Genomic DNA, 21,354 nt, shown 5'->3' with positions numbered 1-21,354 from the left:
TTTCAGTCCTGAGGTCGAACATTGATATATGCCTGATCCTCCAATTGCTTCAGGAAATTCTGTAATAATAGTTCTCGTTTTTCCTGCACCAGCACTGCACGCATGCCATTACGCTGACGTTCTGGTGGAGTGTCATTGCTTCTGACATCAATCAATCGAATTACATGCCATCCGAATTGAGTACGAACTGGCATCGATATCTGTCCCGGCTGTAAAGATTTAACAGCCGCCTCAAACGGCGGGACAGTTTCACCATCTATAATCCATCCCAAATCACCACCATTTTGAGCACTGCCATCTTGAGAATACTGGCGAGCTAACTGTTCAAACGATGCACCAGAACGTGCCTGCTGGGCAATCTGCTCAATCAGTTTGCGAGTAATATCATTATCATTTTTCAAAAGAATATGTTGCACATGATAAGAATATGCTGTGATAGGAGGTGGTAAAGGACGACCCTCCTGCTGAGCACGGGCAATGGCATCATCAATTTCAGCATCACTTACCTGACTTTTACCCATCACTTCACTCTGCTCTATTTTTTGAGCTAAAAGATTTTCAGTCATGGTGCGTCGCAGTTGATTTTCACTGATACCTTCTTTGGCAATACGCTGAATTAGCTCTTTAGCCGTCATATGGCGCTGAGCGGCAAATTGTTCAATTGCTTCATTTACATCGGCATTACTCAAACGAATATTGGCACGTTTGGCCGCTTGTACCAATAAATCTTTGCGTATCAATTGTGCCAGTGCCTGCTGCTCTAAATCAGCTGCACTAACTGATTTGCCTTTAGGCAGTTGTGAACGCATCTGATTAGTCACCAAATCCAGCTCTTGCTTAGTTATTACATCATCATTGACGACGGCAACAATGTTATCAACCGGTTTGATATCTAGTGCCAGTGCAGAAGGTATGGCCACGGCCATTATGCTTGTTGCCAACCATTTATGTATGCGCTTCATTAATGTTTTACCTCGTAAGTATTGCTGTAACCGGGAATTTGTGAGCCAAGCTGGCTAAGAGGACCGTTACCCACTCCGGTCAGGTCTCGCAACTGTAATTGAAATAATACGGCGGTTTTACGTTTTTTATAGTCATCTGTATAGCGAGTACCAACTAGGCCCGCACTCCAGCAATGGCAAGGACTCTGATATTCCAGACCAATGGTCTGATTAAGAGTGACACTGTGAGCAAAATCATAATTCTGACGTGCAACAAGATAATAATTGCGGCTTACCGGCCACTGCACTCCTACATCAATAGAACGCATTTTGCCATAAACATCATCATAGAGATTTTCATCACGACCATATTTGTAACGAACACTAACGGTTTTACCAGGCTTTGGCGTATAACGGATGCCAAAATTATAACTTTCAGATGTTTTCAGATCCTGATTGTAATGCCATTTAGATTCAGCTGTAATGTGATTACTCAGAGCCGCACGACCAAAAGCCACCATGTCTGAGCGTTTGCGTTCTTTGTTTTTCGGAGTGTTTTCATTCAGTTTAACATTATCATCCTGAAAATAAAAACGCTGACCAATACCAGCCGCAAATCGTTCAATGCCAGTAGTACTATCATATACACGTGATTGCAAAGCAGTAGTCAGAAAATTAGCCGCATTGATTCTATCCTGACCGGAATACCGGTTTTCACGGAACAATTGATCATAAGTAAAACTGTTTTCAGCTGTATCAAATAAGGGCATATCTTCTTGATTGCGTCGTGGTATATATGTATAGAACAAGCGTGGTTCCAGTGTCTGAATAAACCCTTTATGCATGTTTTTAGTTTTCCACAACCGCTCAAACGTCATACCTGAATCTACGCTGAGCAAAGGAACTGCACGATCCATGCTGCGTTTATCCTGATTATTCTGTTTGCTCATATCGTAATGTGTGGCATGGAAACTCAGCTTAGGCCGTACATATCCCCATGTGGTAGAGTAATCAGCAGTCAAAGATGGAAATAATACCAGCCGCGTACCATTCGGATATTTATTCAGCCAATCTTTATGACCCGTTTCTTTGCCTTCAAATCGGGTAGCTTCTGCATATACATTTACGGCGTAATGGTTGCCAAAGTAACGGTTCCATGTGGCAGATAGGCGTGGCAGGCGTGAATAAGGTTGATCTTTATAGCCACTGGTAGAAGCCAATGTCTGATATTTTTGCACCATCAGGTTACCGTCAAATGTACCACCCCATATATCTTGATGATAATTTAGCCAAGCCTGTCGGTTCAGATTTACACTACCACTATCACCGCTCCAGAAATCTCGGCGATAATCATCATCTGAAACCTGATGATAATCAATGCCACCGCTTAAGCCTTTTGCTAGCTGTTGTGTGTGGGTGAAATCTACTTCAGCACGATTTTTGTGGCTACTCTTCTGGTCACTGGGTACCCAGTCAGCACTAAGCTGTCCCTGATATTTCGGTTGTAGATAGCGAAAATCACCTCCGAGTTGGATACCACGGCTACTGATTAAATGGGGTCGGATGGTAGCATCATAATTTGGAGCCAGATTCAGATAATAGGGGGTCATCAGCTCAAAACCATCAGAACCGCCCTTAATGGTTGGAGCAAGAAAACCGCTCTTACGGCTGCCATTTAGTGGAAAATCAATCCATGGTGTATAGAATAGAGGCACTCCGCCAAACACCAGTGTTGCATTACGAGCCACACCAACGTTTTTATCGTAATCCAAATCAATACTACCGGAACGAATATACCAGCTGTCATCACCTGGATTACAGGTATTGAACTTGGCACTTTGCAAACGATAGCGATTTTTACCGCCCATCTGTATTTCGTCACCAACGCCTTGTAGACGACGGTTGTCCTTTTCCATTTCAAAGCGGCCGGCATCACCCACTCCGGTACTTTTAGCCATGTCATAAGTTACATGCTCGCCGCTGACGCGGCTTTCACCATTATCAAGTGTAAAGTGGTCTCCAGCTTTGATAATCTGGCTTTGCTGATCATAATCAGCCCAGTCTGAGTTCAGGGTGACATCATTACGTTCTATAATCACATTGCCTTTGGCATGCACTTGCACTTGTGATTGTCCATTGACGTCATCAGCCACAACCCGCGTTACGTCTGTACCCGGATCGGCTTCACCACTGCTTTGCACAGGTTTGACAAAGTGTTTCGGACGCTGAGGTGCGGTACAGACATTACCCTCACCCATAGAAAGAGGAGAAGCAGCCAAAGCTAGTGCTGGAAAGGCACAAAACACAGTCGTTAAGGCCAAGGCCAATGGTTTGGGGGAAAATATGTAGGACAAAGTATCACCTAAACGGCTTTGCCAGTTAAAATAGCGTTTATTTTAACCTGAAAAATGCCATGCAACGAGAATCCGAACTAAAAAAATGGTTACATACATGTTATCCGCAACAGGATTTTGTTCTTAGCTTTGCTGCTGCTGATGCTGATTTCCGCCGTTATTTCCGAGCTGTTTTCAAGGATAACCACAGTGTAATCTGTATGGATGCGCCACCTGATAAAATGAGCATTCAGCCTTATATCAAGGTCCAGCACCTTTTTCAGGCCATAAATGTACCCAAAATCTATCATGCAGACGCGCAAAAAGGATTTATGGCACTGGAGGATTTCGGACATACGCCCTATCTGGCAGCACTATTGCAAGATAAACGTCCAGAAGTGCATAAAATACTATTACTGGAAGCAGTTGATGAGTTAATTACCCTGCAAAAGGCTAGTCTACCAGATCAACTACCAATATATGATGAAACGGTCATGACACGAGAAATGCAACTGTTTCCAGAATGGTATGTACAAAAAGAACTTGGCTTATCTCTGACTGAAAAACAGAAACATCTGTGGCAACAGGCTGTATCTGCCGTTTTACCGGTCATTCTGGCTCAACCACAGGTTTATGTACACCGTGACTACATTGTACGTAATATTATGCTTACTCGTGGCCGCCCCGGTATTCTGGATTTTCAGGATGCATTATACGGTCCAATTACTTATGATTTAGTCTCGTTGCTTCGCGATGCTTTTATTGAATGGGATGAAGAATTTGTACTGGACATCGTTATTCGGTACTGGGAGAAGGCTCGGGCTGCCGGACTACCGGTTCATAATGATTTTGACCATTTCTACCGTGATTTTGAATTGATGGGCGTGCAGCGTCATCTGAAAGTAGCCGGTATTTTTGCCCGATTGTATTATCGTGATGGTAAAGACAAATACCGTAGTGAAATTCATCGCTTCCTAAAATATTTACGTAATACTAGCCGACGTTATCATGAATTGCGCCCATTATTGCAATTAATCACTGAATTGATCGGAGCTGAAGAAATTCAGACTGGCTATACTTTCTGAAAATATTTTGCAATAATCAAGCAAGCTGCTAAATGATTAGCAGCTTTTATTAATTATTCAATGGGTATTTGTAACAAAAACTTTAGTCTCTGCCAAAACCCCATATTCAAATAATGATTTAAACGGGTATTCAAACTCCATTCTCTTTGCTGCATATTACTCATCATTTGATGCAGATTGGACACATTGGCTTGCAATTTTTCATATTCCTGATTCAGCTGTACATATTGATCAAATAGCTGAATATTATTCAGATGTTTTAACTGTTCTAGTTCAAGTAAAGTCTGTTCATATAAAATTTCAAGATTGTTTATTTCATTTTGATGATATTTTTTTGATACAGGATCCGAACGGATTTTGCCATACACTTTTTTTGCAAATATTTGTTTCAGCGCATGGTAATATTTTTTAACTTCATCAACTGTAAAATTTATTTCTCCACAAAATTCTGTATCAAGTTTTAGTTTTTTTGAGATGCTGACTTCGATAATGGGAATATGATTTTTCTCAAATGATTTTATTTTTTTCTGATAACAGGGATTAGTAAAAACTACTTCAATCGCCAGACATCCATTCCATTTATCGTATAATTCACAGTCTTCACTAAAATAACCGACTAAATCCGGATAATATTTTTCTTCATTTTTATCAAAATGTTGAAATTTCAGGCATGGTTCAACTAGGAATTTTGAAAAACTAAAATGATAATTATCATTATCAATTGTGAAGTTTATTTCAGACATTTCCTGCAAAACCAGCATTGCTGTTGAATGATATATTGATTCTTGCCTGTTCTTATCAACTTCATCCGATTGATATCTGAAAAATCCATATTCTGTTGGTATTAATTCCTGCCGGTTGATTTCATCAAATTCGGTTGAATAAAACTTGAATCCTGAATAAGCTTCAGGGTGTTGCTGTTTTAATTTCAGCACATCCCAGATATAAAAGATTTCAAGCTTTTCCAATTGCTTGTTGTAAACAAATTTCTCATGTTCATCTTTGGCGTAGGCCCATATTTTTCTGGCCATTTAATATTCTCCCCTATGCTACAAAATTGCTATATTAGTGACTCTTTTCTAAAAAATGCTGCCTAAATAAATTATAATGGAATATACCCATCAAAACGCGTGGTTTTGCCTAAATACTGAAAAGCTGGCTGTTTTTCTGCCAAAAATCTACCATTAGCTGGCCGTTTCACAATCACTCGTTTACAAGCAAGTTGTTGTGCTGCCAGTAATAAATCCATATCGTTATTCTCATCAGCAGTTCCCAGCAGCTCATGGAAATAAGCCATTTCCTTTTTTACCGCCGCTGATTTCTGCTTCTGGGGGTACATTGGATCCAGATATATCACATCTGGCAAGGAATCCGTTTTTTTCATTGCCGCTTTACTAGTAATACTGCCATATTTCAGATCAATCCGCTGTGCTATCTGAGCTGTATGATGATCTGCTAGTGCTCTTTGCAAACCGTCTGCCAACAAAGCATAGACATAAGGATTGCGTTCAAATACCACCACCTTTAATCCCATAGAAGCTATTACAAACGCATCCCGACCCAGCCCACCAGTAGCATCCCAGACCAGCGGCTGAGTTTTAGCCTGTACGGCACGAGCCAGCAGCTCACCACCACCAAACAGGCGCCGGTGCCTAGCTGTTCCCTGCACAAAATCCACACGTACAACACCCTTATTTCCGGCTTTAGCCAGAGCAAGGCCGTAATCATCATAATATAAGTACAAACCATGCTCAGGTGGCTGCGGCTGATAGTGCAGTTTTTCTGTCTCTAATAGATTTTGCAGAGGCATGCACAACTTAGTCAGGTTTACAATCTGCCCAGTTAAAACCATTGCTTGTATCATTAGGCAATACCCAATCGTTCCATCCGATAACGCATTGATCTAAAGCTGATTCCCAGTAGTTTTGCCGCTTGTGTACGGTTATAACGGGTTTGTGCCAGCGCCTGCTGCAGAATATGACGTTCTACATCGTCAAGATAGTCCTGAATCTGGGTGTGACCAAACTGAAAATCTGTCCTTGCGGGATTTTCCCCGGCAGAATTACGGACACTATCTACTGATAAATTACGCTGATTATCAAATGAGAGACTTTGAATCTGTAAATCATCAACTTCGATAATATGATTTTTTGATAAAGCAATTGCTCGTTCTAATATATTTTCCAGCTCGCGGAAATTGCCGGGATAGCTATATTGCAATAAAGCTTGCTCAGCTGCCGGGCTCAGGGTCATGGTTTCATCACGTAGAATACGTTGCAACAAAACCTGAATCAGTTCTGGTAAATCATCACGTAATTCACGTAAGGGGGGCATGGTTATAGAAACCACATTTAGACGGTAAAACAAATCCTGCCGAAATTGTCCCGATTCTACCAAAGCATTCAGGTCTTTATGAGTAGCACAGATAAGACGGACATCAACCTGCTTTTCTTCCATTTCACCAATCCGGCGAACAGCTCGTTCCTGAATGGCACGCAAAAGCTTTACCTGCATGGATAATGGCAAATCAGCCACTTCATCCAAAAATAATGTTCCACCGTCTGCATGCTGAAAAAATCCTGCTCTGTCACTGTCTGCGCCGGTAAAACTCCCTTTTTTATAACCAAAAAACTCACTTTCCATCAATGCTTCAGGAATCGCCCCGCAATTGACTGCAACAAATGCTTTATCTTTACGAGCTGATTGTTCATGAATACTGCGTGCTGCTTGCTCTTTTCCACTACCGGATTCCCCAGCAATATAGACGGGTACATTGGATTTAGCCAGTTTGCTTATTAATTGTCGCACTTCAGCAATTAAAGGGGAGTGACCAAGCAGTCGCTCTTGAGCAGCACTTTGGTTCCCTCTACCGGGCTCAGAAACATTCTGGGATTTCACTTCAGTTTGTTTAGTGGTTGTAGCTGCTTTAGTGATGGTGTCGGTATCAGAGCTATGGTTGATTGTCAGCACAGATTTAACTAATGTGCGCAGTTGTGCCAGAGTAATGGGTTTTTGCAGATAATCAAAAGCACCATTTTTTAGTGCCTGCACTGCTTGCACTGCATTACCGTAAGCAGTAATCACAGCAATCGGAATATCCAGATTGTGTTCGGTTATATAATCTACAATTTCCAGACCAGATCCGTCTGGCATGCGCATATCAGTAAGTACCAAAGAGAAAGCATGATTACGTAATGCTTTTTTGGCTTCAGCCACTCCGGCAGCGGTCTGGACAGATAAACCCATTTTTATCAGGGTTAATTCCATTAAATCACGAATATCAGCTTCATCATCTATTACCAGCACTGGCTTTTTTAATTCTACCTGACTATTCATCAACCATCCTTGGCAAAGTCAATTCAAATCCATTTAATTGCGGACTGTAATTTAACTGTCCGTGATTGGCTAAAGCCAGTTCACGCGCCACATACAGCCCCAGCCCCGTACCACTGGGCTCAGTAGTAAAAAATGGCTCAAATAGATGTAACTGATTCTCTGCACTCACACCCGCACCATTATCTATCACTATAATTGAAATTTTCTGCTGCAATTCTTTGCGCATGACAACCCGAATAGCCTCTTTATTCTGCCGGCTGTGTCGCCAAGCATTATTCATTAGATTCCACATTATCTGTTGCAAATGTATTGAGTCACAGCTGACTACCAAAGGTTCACTGTCGGCTTCAAGCTGAATACAATGCAAAGCCTGAGGTTTAATCAGTATGAATTCCTGTACAAACGCAGACCAGAAAACACGCAAATCAATAACCTGCCTGTTTTTCTTATCACGTTTATTTAAGACGCCGATGTCTTCAAGCATTTTATCAATCCGACTGATATTATTGTCTACAATATGAAACAGTTTCAGCCGTGCCGGATCGTTTTCTTCCTCCTGCAATAGTTCATTGGCCTGACGTACAGCTGACATCGGATTGCGTATTTCATGCGCCAGATTAGCGGTTAATTGCCCTAGAGATGCCAGTTTGAGAGCCATAGCCTCCTGATCTATTTCAGTACGGGCACGCATAGACAACATCAATAAAGGCGTATTGGCCTCCTGTAGCAGTCGCGCATGTACCCGCATCGGCAAACCATTGAGAGTACAGTTGATTTCAAATATATTTTTCTGCTCTGTGTGCCAGTAATGCATAATCTGACGAAAAATAACTGTGCGAGTATCCACTACCAGCGTAGGAAAATATTTCTGTGCTTTACGGTTAATTAACCATATCATGCCACTTTCATCTAATACCACTACCCCTTCCTGCACATAATTAAAAGCACGATCCAGCAGGTGGCGATAACTGTCGAGCATCTTTGATTGCTGATATTGTAGATTTTGCGAGCGGGCTAGTGAAGTGGCCACATAAGCGGTCAGCCCAGCCACAAGGTAAACAGCTGCAATCAGCATGAACGCGATGGTACAAATCCGCATACTGATATTTTCAAAACCATTACGGCTAATTTGCAACCAAGTAATGATTACAATCAGTAAGGTGACATATCCTGCATATATTAGCGGATAACGACCACGGCTAAACAAGCAAGCGGCAGCCACAAATGGCAACAACAAAATACCAAAGCCGCTGTCCACACCACCAGCCATACTCATCAGCCATGCAATCATGGTGATGTCTACAGCCGCATTAACATTAGGTAGAGCGTCCGGCTGATTTTGCCAACGCGGTACCAGCATCGAAAACAAAATAAGAAAACCGTAAAGTGCCGCCCAGCTGTAGAGCTCAGGTTTATTGAATATTGGTACGCTTAGTCCCGGTTCATCCATGTTTCGAGTCAGGACGTAAAAAGTCATGATAGAAAACAACAGGCTCATGCGGGCAATATTAAGTAAGGCAGAAAGCCTGTCCAGATATTGCGGCCAGCCATGAATACGGGTTTTCATACTGGCTTAATTTCCATTATTCAAAGTAGCGTATATAGCCAGAATTGCGCCCGAAACGTTTAATTCTTTACCTTTGTGTCCTCTTCTGTTACTGATATCCTGTACACGCAGTGTTTCCTGATGACGGCCACCTCGTTTACCTTGAGTTTCCAACGTAAATTCTGGTGAGTCTGACAGCACAATGAAATTTAATGTCTCATCAGACGGCAAACTCATGATTTGCAGACCGCGCCCTTTAGCCATCACCTTGAGTTCAAGTAAAGGAAAAGCAAGCAGACGGTTAGCACTGGAAACAGCAATCAGCTCGGTTTGGCTACCGGCAGACAAGGATTTGGCCGGCACCGGCAGAGGTGGCAATAATGTTTCATTATCATTAACCGTCATCACCACTTTGCCGTTTTTAGTACGGCTAACCAAATCTTTGAAGGCAATCAAAAAACCATAGCCACCACTGTTGGCCAAAAGGTAATGCTGCTGAGGTAAGGCAGTGAGCATTGCAACGATTGTGGCCCCTTGATCAAGCTCAACTAGCGAACCGGCCGGCACGCCATCACCGCGACCACCAGGAATGCTGGCTGCATCAACGCTGTAGGCACGTCCGTGCGAGTCCAGCAGGATAACCGGCCATACCGTACGACCTTCCACGGCCTGCATTAGTCCATCGCCCTCTTTAAATGTGGTCTGGCTCAAATCCAAATTATGCCCAACCCGCGTTTTCAGCCAGCCTTTCTTTGATAATACCAGCGTAACCGGCTCATCAGCTGTCATCTGAGTAAGTGTAGCGCGCTCTGCCGGCTGAATCAGAGTGCGGCGGTTATCGCCATAAAGTTTGGTATCAACCTCAATTTCCTTAATTACCAAATTTTTCTTGGCAATTTCATTTTCCAGTAACGAAACTAATTGCTCACGCTCCTGCTGCAGTTTATTCAATTCTGTTTCTAGTTTAATCCATTCCAATCTGGCCAACTGACGCAAACGAATTTCCAGAATATCATCCGCCTGTATCTCACTTAAGCCGAATGCCGATATCAATTCTTGTTTTGGTTCATCTGATTCACGGATAACGCGAATAACTTCATCTATATGCAGGAATACAGTCTGCCTGCCTTGCAAAATATGAATACGTTTCTCTACCTGCTCTAACCGATACTGTAAACGTCGTGTAACAGTCAGAATACGAAAATCAAGCCACTCACGCAGAATCTGAACAAGGTTCTTTTGCGCAGGTTTATTATCCTGCCCCATCATTACCAGATTAATCGCTACATTTCCCTCAAGACTGGTTTGAGCCAGTAATGTATTCATGAATTCATCCGGCTGAATGCGACTGGATTTCGGTTCGAATACCAGCCGCACCGGAGCCTGTCCATCTGATTCATCTCGCACCCTTTCCAGCAGCGAAAGCATCAGTGTGCGCGTATTCATTTGCTCCTGAGTCAGATTTTTTTTACCGGTTTTAGGTTTAGGATTAGTCTGTTCTTCTATCTCTGCCAAAATTTTTTGCGCAGACGTACCCGGAGGTAGCTCGGTTACTATTGCCCGCCAGTGTCCCCGCGCCATCTTTTCTATTTCGTACCGTGCCCGTACTCGAATACTGCCTTTACCCTGAGCATAAATAACCTGAATATCCTCCGGTGAAGTAATAATCTGCCCGCCGCCAGCGAAATCAGGGCCAGGTAGATGCTGCATTAAAGCTGCAGTATCTAAAGTAGGTTGTTTTAATAATGCTATAGCTGCCGCGCTAACTTCACGTAGATTATGTGAAGGAATTTCTGTGGCCAGACCAACTGCAATACCAGAAGCGCCATTCAACAAAATCATCGGCAGTCGAGCTGGCAAAACCGTAGGTTCAACAAAGGCACCATCATAATTGGGAATGAAATCCACCGTGCCCATGTCGATTTCGGACAGCAGCAATTCAGCAATCGGAGTTAAACGTGCTTCTGTATAACGCATGGCAGCAGCACTATCACCATCGCGTGATCCGAAATTACCAATACCGTCAATCAATGGATAGCGTAAAGTAAAATCCTGAGCCATGCGTACCATCGCATCATAAGCAGATGCATCACCATGCGGATGATATTTACCCAGAATTTCACCTACCACGCGCGCCGATTTCACTGGCTTGGAGCCATGTACCAAGCCCATATCTTTCATGGCATACAGAATGCGCCGCTGTACCGGTTTTTGACCGTCTGCCACATCCGGCAATGCCCGACCTTTCACCACACTCATAGCATAGGCTAGATAAGCACGCTCAGCATACTGCCCTAAAAGGAGATAATCTTCACCGTGGTCTGATTGTTGGATTACGTCACTCATATTATTCTGACTTTACTAATTTTTTATCTGAAACAGATTAATTTAGCTATCTATTGTAAGGGATTTCAGGTTTCCAGCCCAACCTACATATTTCTGACTATATAATTTAAAACTCTTGAATTTCCTTACAAATAAATTATTGCTTTGTTTCGTAGTTTTAGATCACACCCTACAAATTATGTCTGCGATCAAAAACATTTTTGCAATAAATTTTTTCGGTTTATTTAGCTAGAATCAAAAATAGCGTTTCTTTGAATTCAAGAAAACAAAAAGCCGTCCAGAATTTCATTCTGGACAGCTTTAATATTTTTATAAATATTAATCTGCCTGTCGACGAATCACAGCCGGAATTTCAAAATCATCCAGAACGGACTGATTAGAAAAATCAGCAGCAGCCAGATTCATACTTCGTGCACTGCGGCCAGAGCGTACAACGCTACCAATATCCGGATAGGCATCTTCGGTACCAGTAGCCTGTACCGTTTGCAAAACACGCAGATTGCTTTGCTGCTGATGATGCAAAACTTTCTGTTCTTGTAATCCAGTAGCAATAATGGTAACGCGTATTTCACCTTCTTCCATGCTGGCATCTTCAGAAGTGCCATATTTCAACGCAGCTTCGTCATGAGCATATTCATCAATCATGCTCATGATTTCTTTGTATTCTGACATTTTCAGACAACCTGGAGCAGTAGTAATGTTTACCAGCACACCCTGCGCACCATCCAGTGTCACGTCATCAAGCAGCGGGCTGGCAATAGCCTGCTCAGTAGCAATACGGGCACGATCAACGCCATGAGCACTGCCTGAACCCATCATTGCCATACCCATGATGCTCATCACATTTTTCACATCAGCAAAGTCAAGATTGATGATACCCGGATTGGTAATAACCTCAGCAATACCAGCCACCGCATTGCGTAATACATTATCTGCGGCACGGAACGCTTCACGCATGCTGACATCTTCGCCCAATGCTGACATCAGTTTATCATTCGGAATCACAATCAGAGAATCAACGGTATTTTTCAGAATTTCTATGCCATTGTTCGCCACCTGAATACGCTTACCTTCATATTCAAACGGGCGGGTCACCACTGCAACGGTCAGAATACCCATTTCCTTGGCCAGCTCAGCCACAACAGGTGCTGCGCCTGTACCAGTACCACCACCCATACCAGTAGTGATAAACAACATGTTGGCACCGCGGATAGCATCTGACAATGCTTCACGGTCTTCCATGGCTGCATTGCGACCAATTTCTGGATCAGCGCCAGCTCCGAGACCCCGGGTTAGATTGTTACCCAGTTGAATGCGTTTTGAGGCTTTACTGTTTTGTAAAGACTGTGCGTCAGTATTAGCACTGATAAACTCAATACCGGCAACCGCATTTTCAACCATATTGTTAATAGCATTACAGCCACCACCGCCAATACCAATGACTTTGATAACGGCAGCACCGACTACTGTCTCCACAACATCATATACCAATTGCATTTATGTCTCCTGACAAAACATGCGCATAATCATTTTAAACCCTTGTATAACTATCATTATATCGACAGTTATACACAATGCGCAAAAGTTCTGTCATTTATTGTGTTAGATAAGTTAAAAATTGTTTTTAAACCAAGCTTGTAATTTGGAAAGCCATGACTCTTTCGGTTCGGCAGCAGTGGCAACAGGCAGGTCATTTTTACTGTCATCTTCACATGCTGCCTGCAATAGGCCAATTGCGGTGGCATAACGCGGGTTGCGAATCCGCTCGGATACACCGCCCATTTCCTGTGGAACGCCAATACGCGCCGGCAGATTGAATACATCTTCAGCCAGCTCTACCATGCCGGGTAATAATGACGCACCACCAGTTAATACCACACCGGACGTGAGCACATCTTCCGGAAAGCCAGAACGACGTAATTCATTTAATGTCAGCTCCAGAATTTCTTCCACACGCGGACCAATAACACTGGCCAATGTCCGGCGTGAAATCTGACGTGGATTGCGATCTCCAACACTGGGCACTTCAATCATGTCATCCAGTCCATCCATTGTAGCCAGCGCTACGCCATGGTTGATTTTGATGTATTCAGCAGCACTGTGCGGTGTGCGTAATGCCTGAGCCAAATCCTTGGTAATCAAGTCTCCCGCAACAGGAATGACAGCTGTATGCCGGATAGCTCCGTTGGTGTAAACAGCAATATCAGTGGTACCTCCGCCGATATCAATTACACAGACGCCAAGATCCTTTTCATCTTCAGTCAACACCGCTTGTCCGCTCGCCAACGGCTGAAGAATCATTTTGCTGATTTGCAAACCGCAACGATTGACGCATTTCTGAATATTCTGCATGGCAGTGACTGCACCGGTGATAATGTGAATGCGTGTATCCAGACGCACGCCACTCATACCGATCGGTTCGCGTACACCGGGCTGATTATCAATAATAAATTCCTGTACAACAGTATGCAGAATATCGTGGTCAGGCGGAATATTCACTGCTTTAGCGGTTTCAATCGCACGGTCGATATCGGCCTGACTAACTTCACCATCCTTGATTTTTACCACACCCTGCGAATTGAAACTACGGATATGATTGCCCGCAATGCCGGTGGTAACGCTTTCTACCGGTACATCAGCCATCATCTGTGCTTCTTCCATGGCCTGCTTGATAGCCTGTGCTGTGGTTTCGATATTGGTCACCATCCCTGCCTTCAAACCGCGAGACGGCGCTTGTCCCAGACCAACAATGTGGATTTCGTTGTCTTCCTGTACTTCACCAATCAGGGCGATTACTTTTGACGTGCCGATATCCAACGCACTGATGTATTTTTTACCTTTAACCATGGTCATCACTTTAAATTCAAATTATCAATCGGTCTGTCCGGATCAATCCAACTGTGCTTCCTGCTGATCCATTGTTGCAGCATCTTCTGAAAGATTAACGTCAGCAGAAGCTGATACAGCTTTGTTTTTATAACGTATTGCAAAACCATCTGGATAGCGCAAATCCACATAGTCAATAGCAGCGGCCTGATTGTGCAATACCTGAGGCCATGCCCAGACAAAATGCGACAGACGCTGCTCTACTTTTTCCCGCCCCAGTCGCAGTGTCATACCATTAGTCAGTTTCAACTGCCAGGCAGAACGGTCACTCAGCTGTAATTGCTGAATATGCAAGCCGGTTGGTTGTAGCAAACTTTCGAATGTTAGCAAATGTACAGTCATGTAGCGAGCGGAACTGTTGGTTCCAGTAAATAATGGCAACTGTTGCTGACTGGTTGCAGTAAATATTTGTCCATCGTTGTCCACCAGTTGCTGAGCATTCCAACGTGCCACAGGTACCCGCTCTTTAATCTCCAGCTGTACAGTATCAGGCCATATCCGCTTTACCTGAACTTTGGCGACCCATGGCAGTTTAGCTAAAGCCGCCTGTGCAGCACTAACATTCACGGTAAAAATATTACCACGCAAATACTGCTTACTGATTTCTTCAATTTCGGAAGACTGCAAATTTTTCAACGGCTGTAACACTTTTATTTGCCGTACCGGAAAGTAAGGTGAGTGAACCAGCCACGTTCCGCCTGCACCAAGCAGACAGAACAATACACAAACATATAACCAGCGATAAAGCCGTTTTAAGGCCTGCGCATTATCCCAAAGTCGCATGACTTAAAATTTCAACACACAAATCTTCAAAACTCAAGCCAATTTCACGTGCCGCTTTAGGCACCAGACTGTGACCTGTCATGCCTGGCACAGTATTGACTTCCAGAATATAAATCGTTCCGTCTGCATCACGGAGAAAATCTACTCTTCCCCAGCCGCGCCCCCCCAGAGCTTTAAATGCTCGGGCTGTCAGATCCCGCATGTGCTGCTCATCTGGGGGTGTCAGATCTGCGGGACACAAATAAACGGTATCATCACGGTGGTATTTGGCCTCATAATCATAAAAGTCAGTTGCCGGAAGAATACGTATACTGGGCAACACCTTCTCACCCAAAATAGCACAGGTATATTCTCCACCCTCAATAGCACGTTCTGCCAGAATTTCACCGTGATATTGTTTAAGCTCCTGATAAGCCTTAGCCAGTTCACCCGTCTGTCTGATTTTCATCACACCTACACTACTGCCTTCGGCTGCCGGTTTAACAAACAGAGGCAAACCCAGTTTTGCTTCTACATCAGCAAAATCACTATCGTCATGTAATACAATAAAGGGTACACAGGGTAAACCAACACCCTGCCAGATAAGACGGCTGCGAAATTTGTCCATACCTATAGCACTAGCAGCTACGCCGCAACCCGTATAAGGTATACCCAAGGCTTCTAGTGCGCCTTGCACCACACCGTCTTCCCCAAAGGAACCATGCAAGATATTGAAAGCATGTTTAAACTTTTCACTGACCAAGTCAGACAAGGGTCGCTCAGCTGGGTCAAAAGCATGTGCATCCACACCTCGGCTTTTGAGCGCTGTTAAAATTGCCGCGCCACTGGCCAGTGACACCTCACGTTCACTGGAGAAGCCACCCATCAGTACGGCGACTTTACCAAAATTATTCATTACTTTATTTTTTCCTGTATTTCTTTCAATTATTACTATTTTTGCACACGATATAGATTGCCATACCTAAATAGCTGCGGCCATTTCTGTAATCATGGCTGGTACTTTATTGATACTACCAGCACCCATATTGAGCAAAACATCACCATCTTGCAACACATTTAATAAAGTGGGTGCCATTTCATCCACGTTTGCTACATAAATCGGTTCAACTTTGCCTAAAACCCGAATAGCTCGCATTAATGCTTTACTGTCTGCGGCCACAATTGGATCCTCACCTGCTGCGTATACTTCCGTTAACACTACGCCATCAGCTTTAGTCAGTACCTGTACAAAATCTTCAAAAAGGTCACGGGTTCGGGTATAGCGATGCGGCTGAAAAGCCACTACCAGCCGGCGGTCTGGATAGGCACCACGCGCCGCAGCAATAGTAGCAGACATTTCCACAGGATGATGTCCATAATCATCAATAAGTAATGCTTTACCGCCATCCGGCAAAGAAATATCACCGTATTGCTGAAAACGGCGACCAACACCGGCAAAGCTTTCTAGCCCAATCTGTATTGCGGAAACAGAAACACCGATTTCCAGTGCTACACCGATTACAGCAAGTGCATTTAAAACATTATGCTGTCCCGGCATATTGACCGTTACACTGAATGGATTAATACCTTTTTTGCGCGTATGAACATCAAAACGCATCTGTGCACCGCAGGCTTCTATATTGCTAGCATATAAATCGGCACTGTCATCCAGTCCGTAAGTAACAAAGGGTTTCTGAATCAGCGGCAATATCTGACGCACATGTTCACTGTCAATACATAAGAAGGCTTTGCCGTAAAATGGCATTCGATGCACAAAGTCAACAAAAGCCTGATGCAGTTTTTCAACATCATGATCATAAGTATCCATGTGATCAGTATCTATATTGGTCACAACTGTGAATAGAGGAGTGAGATATAGAAAAGATGCGTCGGATTCATCAGCTTCAGCAACAATATATTCCCCTTTACCCAGCTTGGCATTGCTGCCGGCAGCAGTTAAGCGTCCGCCGATAACGAAAGTCGGATCCAGTCCGGCAGCGGCGAGCACAGAAGCAGTTAGGCTGGTAGTTGTCGTTTTTCCATGTGTACCGGCAATCGCAATACCCCGTCCAAAACGCATGATTTCAGCTAGCATCATGGCACGAGGAATAACCGGAATTTTTTGTTCCAGTGCAGCCACCACTTCGGGATTGTCTTTCTTTACCGCGGTTGAGGTCACAACCACATCAGCACCACAAATATTATCTGCACTGTGACCACAGCTAATCTGCACGCCGATAGCACGCAAATGTTGAGTAGCAGCATTATCAGCTAAATCAGAACCACTAATCTGATAGCCTTCATTATGTAAAACTTCAGCAATACCGCACATACCCGTACCACCAATACCCACAAAATGTATGTGACGGATACGGTCTTTCATATTTTCTTTCATACTATATTTACTTTTCCGGCCGGCTCAGGCTATACAACATCTTCCGGCCATTCTTTAATCATTGTTCAAAGCACACTAGCCACTGCCGCTGCTGCAACTTTAGCCGCACTATCCGGCTGAGCCAATGCCCGAGCTTTCTCTGCCATCTGCAAACATTGTTCGCGTGACAAATCAGCCAGTACCGTTTGCAGGGACTGGGCATTTAGGCTAGTTTGAGGCATTAGCACGGCCGCGCCATCCTTAACCATATACTGTGCATTAGCAGTCTGATGGTCGTCAACGGCATGCGGATAAGGCACCAAAATCGCGCCTAAGCCAGCAGCGGTTAGTTCAGCTATAGTCAGAGCACCAGCACGGCATATCACTAGATCAGCTTCACGGTATGCAGAAACCATATCGGTGATAAATTCCACACATTCTGCTTTAACACCATATTCAGCATATTGATGCTGTAACTGTGTTAATTTATTGCGTCCAGACTGATGCAGCAGATTCGGACGTTGCGATTCCGGCAATAAAGCCATAGCCTGTGGCACAACTTTATTTAATATATCGGCTCCCAGACTACCGCCCACCACCAAAATATTCAACACGCCCTGCCTACCAGCAAAGCGTTGTGCTGGAGGGGTTAATGCTGCAATATCTGCTCGAACAGGATTACCCACCAGCCCGTTTTGGTTGGTAAAAACATGCGGGAATGCATACATCACCTGACTGGCAAAATGAGACAGTACTTTATTAGATAAACCGGCAATAGCATTTTGCTCATGTACAATCAACGGCAAGCCGCATAATCTGGCAGCGATGCCGCCGGGAAAAGTAACAAATCCCCCAAAACCGATAACTGCATCAACATTGTACCGACGGATAATTCTCCGTGCGGCAGCAATGGTTTTTACTAAAGTAAACGGCAACAGTAATTTTCTCTTAATTCCGTTACCGCGAATGCCTTTTATAGACAGAGTTTCTAACGGAATGTTGTATTGCGGTACCAGACGCGTTTCCATTGCACCTTCACTACCTAGCCAGACAATACGGTGTCCCTGCGCCAGCAACTCCTGAGCAACAGCAAGTGCAGGAAATATATGCCCGCCTGTACCGCCTGCCATAACCATAAAGGTTTTTACATTCATTGAATATCCGCTTTACTCATTATGTTTGAGGATAAATTAAACTTTAAAACCACGCATGACCCGTCGGTTTTCATAATCAACTCGTAATAGCAAGCCCACGCAAATAAGAATAATCATCACCGCAGAACCGCCATAGGAAAGCAAAGGCAAAGTTAAGCCTTTAGTTGGTAGAAGTCCAATATTGACACCAATATTAAAAAAGCTCTGGATACCCAACCAAATACCAATACCTTTGGCAACAAATGAACCATAAAACAACTCTAGATCACGTGCCTGCTTGCCAATTGAAAAAGCTCTGATCACCAACCAAATATAACAAAACATTAGTACCAGAATACCAACAAAACCGAATTCTTCTCCAATTACCGCGAGGATAAAATCGGTATGAGCTTCTGGTAAATAAAAACGTTTTTCCAAACTGGCTCCAAGCCCGACACCAAACCAGCCACCACGACCGATGGCCATTAATGAATGGGTCAACTGATAGCCTTTACCAAGCGGATCAGCCCACGGGTCAAGAAAACCGGCCACGCGCGCCATACGGTAAGGTTCAAACAGCACCAGCAAAATCATGGCCAGCAAACCGAAACCAACAACCGCCATAAACCAACGAAAAGGTAAACCAGCCAGAAACAGCAGGCCGACAGCAATAACGGATACTACAACAAATGATCCAAAATCCGGTTCCAGCATAATCAGCCCAAGACCAAGACCGACAGGAATACCAGCAAACCAAACCTTTTTGAATTCTTTTAATATTTCCGCTCGACGGGTAAAGAAACTAGACAGATACAGAATAATAGCCAGCTTGAACACTTCTGTAGGCTGAATATTGACCATACCTACATTAATCCAGCGGCGGGCACCGTTAATTTCACGCCCCATCACCAGTACCAGTATCAACAACAGAATACTGAGCAGTAATACTAGTGGTGTAAGTTTTTTCCATGTACGTAGAGGAATACGCGCGGCAATACAACCAAGCAGCCCACCGCACAGCAGAAAAACTGCCTGACGTACTAGATAAAAATAAGTACTGCCGCCATCATGTCTTGCATAAGCAATAGAAGCCGAATACACCATAATCAGGCTAAAACTGGCCATCAGCACTACCATCCATAGCAGTGACTGGTCGAATGTATCGCCGCGGCGTAATAATTTACGGTCGAGTAAACGTGATTCGGTAATCATGCTTGGCTACCCTGCAGCTGTCGCACACTGGCAATAAATACTTCACTTCGGTGGGCATATCCTTTAAACATATCATAACTGGCACAAGCTGGACTCAGTAGCACAATATCACCCGCTTTAGCCAGTGCAAAGGCACGCTGAGTAGCCTGCGGTAAATCATCACAGTATTCAACCGGATAATTTTCTCCGTCCAGAACAGATCCTAGCTGATGTGCATCTACTCCAATAAGCAACACTGCCCGAGCCTTATCACGTAAAGCTGTTTGCAACGGCGAAAAATCCTGTCCCTTCCCTTGTCCACCCGCTATCAACACGATTGGTTTATCCAGACCAAACAATGCTGCACAAGTTGCACCGACATTGGTTCCCTTTGAATCATCAATAAATGTGACACCATTGACTTCAGCTACTTTTTCAACCCGATGCGGCAAACCCTTGAAAGCACCAACATTGTGCAGCAGTTGAGCTCGCGATAAACCTATGGCCTCACATAAAGCAAACGCAGCCAGCACATTGGCAGCGTTATGTTTACCTTGCAGAGGTAATGCATCAAAGGATAGTAGAGCTTCATTACCAGCAGAGAGCACACCTTGATTCAGCCAGTAGTCGGTATTTTTTTGTAAAGAAAACCATTTCACATTATGTTCGTGGCGCAGCATGGCACAACAGAATGTGTCATCAGCATTCAATACCTGCATGGCGTGACCACGAAAAATCCGGTCTTTACTGTGTGCATAATCAAGTAAATCATCATAGCGATTCAAATGATCTTCAGACACATTCAGCACTGTAGCCACAGTGGCATTGAGACATGGAGTGGTTTCCAGCTGAAAACTGGAAAGTTCCAGCACCCACACATCGGCGGTTTTGCCGTCGCGTGCTAGATAAGCTTCAAGAACCGGTGTGCCTATATTGCCTGCAACGACGGTATCCAGACCACACTTTTCACATAAAAATCCTACCAGACTGGTAGTGGTGGTTTTGCCATTTGATCCGGTAATTGCAATTACTTTGCTACCGCTACCAGCCAGTAGTTCAGCTAAAATAGCTACATCGCCAACTACTTGCCCACCGGCACGTTTAAAAGCAACAATTGCTGTATCACGTTGGCTTATACCTGGGCTTAATGCCAGCACATCAAAATGATGCTGATTCAACACTGCCGCCAATTCACCTGTATGAATGTCAACCTGATAATGATTGAGAACTGACTGACGTGTTGCCTCATCCGGCTGCATATCATATGCGGACACGTTAGCGCCAGCTTGAGTCAAAAATGCCAGCATTGAAACACCGGTACGTCCCAACCCTGCAACCAAAACTTTTTTATTACGCCAGTCAGTCATGGCTTAGTCCTACATTTATTTTTCAGTTACACATTCAAGGCCTGAAACTAATAT

16 protein-coding genes are annotated in these 21,354 nt (G+C 43.9%); 1 reads left to right on the top strand and 15 read right to left on the bottom strand.

Going from position 1 to position 21,354, the window contains the following annotated elements; translation table 11 throughout:
• Positions 1-2: 2 nt before the first annotated feature.
• Together ACQP6D_RS04715 and ACQP6D_RS04710 are read right to left on the bottom strand one after the other, a co-directional pair.
• Positions 3-962: a foldase protein PrsA gene (locus tag ACQP6D_RS04715; protein WP_427857572.1), complete on the bottom strand. Its 960-nt coding sequence runs from the start codon at positions 960-962 to the stop codon at positions 3-5.
• Positions 962-3,295, bottom strand: coding sequence for an LPS-assembly protein LptD (locus ACQP6D_RS04710; RefSeq protein WP_427857571.1), 2,334 nt, complete (start codon positions 3,293-3,295; stop codon positions 962-964). The genes ACQP6D_RS04715 and ACQP6D_RS04710 overlap by 1 nt, the downstream gene beginning before the upstream one ends.
• A 59-nt stretch (positions 3,296-3,354) precedes the next feature.
• On the opposite strand from ACQP6D_RS04710, the gene amgK reads away from it, so the two are divergent.
• Entirely contained in the window at positions 3,355-4,359 is a 1,005-nt protein-coding gene (gene amgK, locus ACQP6D_RS04705) for an N-acetylmuramate/N-acetylglucosamine kinase AmgK (RefSeq protein ID WP_427857570.1), read from the top strand.
• A 53-nt stretch (positions 4,360-4,412) separates the two neighbouring features.
• On the opposite strand, the gene ACQP6D_RS04700 is transcribed toward amgK, so the two are convergent.
• From ACQP6D_RS04700 to murD, 13 genes are all read right to left on the bottom strand, one after another.
• On the bottom strand, positions 4,413-5,390 hold the full coding sequence (locus ACQP6D_RS04700; protein ID WP_427857569.1) for a hypothetical protein: 978 nt from the start codon (positions 5,388-5,390) through the stop codon (positions 4,413-4,415).
• A gap of 71 nt (positions 5,391-5,461) precedes the next feature.
• Positions 5,462-6,223: a class I SAM-dependent methyltransferase gene (locus tag ACQP6D_RS04695; protein ID WP_427857568.1), complete on the bottom strand. Its 762-nt coding sequence runs from the start codon at positions 6,221-6,223 to the stop codon at positions 5,462-5,464.
• Complete coding sequence (locus ACQP6D_RS04690; RefSeq protein ID WP_267390617.1) at positions 6,223-7,695, bottom strand: sigma-54-dependent transcriptional regulator; 1,473 nt, start codon at positions 7,693-7,695, stop codon at positions 6,223-6,225. The genes ACQP6D_RS04695 and ACQP6D_RS04690 overlap by 1 nt, the downstream gene beginning before the upstream one ends.
• Positions 7,688-9,262 (bottom strand): ATP-binding protein, encoded by a 1,575-nt coding sequence (locus ACQP6D_RS04685; protein ID WP_267390618.1) that lies wholly within the window; start codon positions 9,260-9,262, stop codon positions 7,688-7,690. The genes ACQP6D_RS04690 and ACQP6D_RS04685 overlap by 8 nt, the downstream gene beginning before the upstream one ends.
• Positions 9,263-9,268: 6 nt before the next feature.
• Positions 9,269-11,587 (bottom strand): DNA topoisomerase IV subunit A, encoded by a 2,319-nt coding sequence (gene parC / locus ACQP6D_RS04680; RefSeq protein WP_370386887.1) that lies wholly within the window; start codon positions 11,585-11,587, stop codon positions 9,269-9,271.
• Between the two features lie 318 nt (positions 11,588-11,905).
• Positions 11,906-13,084 carry a cell division protein FtsZ gene (gene ftsZ, locus ACQP6D_RS04675; protein WP_267390621.1) on the bottom strand — a complete coding sequence of 393 codons (1,179 nt, stop codon included), beginning with the start codon at positions 13,082-13,084 and terminating at the stop codon, positions 11,906-11,908.
• 114 nt (positions 13,085-13,198) lie between these two features.
• Positions 13,199-14,434, bottom strand: a complete 1,236-nt coding sequence (ftsA, locus tag ACQP6D_RS04670) for a cell division protein FtsA (RefSeq protein ID WP_100140535.1) — start codon at positions 14,432-14,434, stop codon at positions 13,199-13,201.
• Positions 14,435-14,476: 42 nt separating this feature from the next.
• Positions 14,477-15,256: a cell division protein FtsQ/DivIB gene (locus ACQP6D_RS04665; protein WP_367421546.1), complete on the bottom strand. Its 780-nt coding sequence runs from the start codon at positions 15,254-15,256 to the stop codon at positions 14,477-14,479.
• Entirely contained in the window at positions 15,240-16,151 is a 912-nt protein-coding gene (locus tag ACQP6D_RS04660; RefSeq protein ID WP_267390624.1) for a D-alanine--D-alanine ligase, read from the bottom strand. The genes ACQP6D_RS04665 and ACQP6D_RS04660 overlap by 17 nt, the downstream gene beginning before the upstream one ends.
• Before the next feature lie 66 nt (positions 16,152-16,217).
• Positions 16,218-17,618, bottom strand: coding sequence for a UDP-N-acetylmuramate--L-alanine ligase (gene murC, locus ACQP6D_RS04655; protein ID WP_267390625.1), 1,401 nt, complete (start codon positions 17,616-17,618; stop codon positions 16,218-16,220).
• A 77-nt stretch (positions 17,619-17,695) separates the two neighbouring features.
• On the bottom strand, positions 17,696-18,763 hold the full coding sequence (gene murG, locus ACQP6D_RS04650; protein ID WP_371687721.1) for an undecaprenyldiphospho-muramoylpentapeptide beta-N-acetylglucosaminyltransferase: 1,068 nt from the start codon (positions 18,761-18,763) through the stop codon (positions 17,696-17,698).
• 36 nt (positions 18,764-18,799) lie between these two features.
• Positions 18,800-19,954: a putative lipid II flippase FtsW gene (gene ftsW / locus ACQP6D_RS04645; RefSeq protein ID WP_100140387.1), complete on the bottom strand. Its 1,155-nt coding sequence runs from the start codon at positions 19,952-19,954 to the stop codon at positions 18,800-18,802.
• Positions 19,951-21,300, bottom strand: a complete 1,350-nt coding sequence (murD, locus tag ACQP6D_RS04640) for a UDP-N-acetylmuramoyl-L-alanine--D-glutamate ligase (protein WP_267404245.1) — start codon at positions 21,298-21,300, stop codon at positions 19,951-19,953. The genes ftsW and murD overlap by 4 nt, the downstream gene beginning before the upstream one ends.
• Between the last annotated feature and the right edge of the window lie 54 nt (positions 21,301-21,354).

It is taken from the genome of Snodgrassella sp. CS2 (assembly GCF_050310315.1).
Lineage (GTDB): Bacteria > Pseudomonadota > Gammaproteobacteria > Burkholderiales > Neisseriaceae > Snodgrassella > Snodgrassella alvi_E.
Note: the sequence above shows the minus strand (reverse complement) of the source record. Positions and strands in the feature narration are given on the sequence as shown.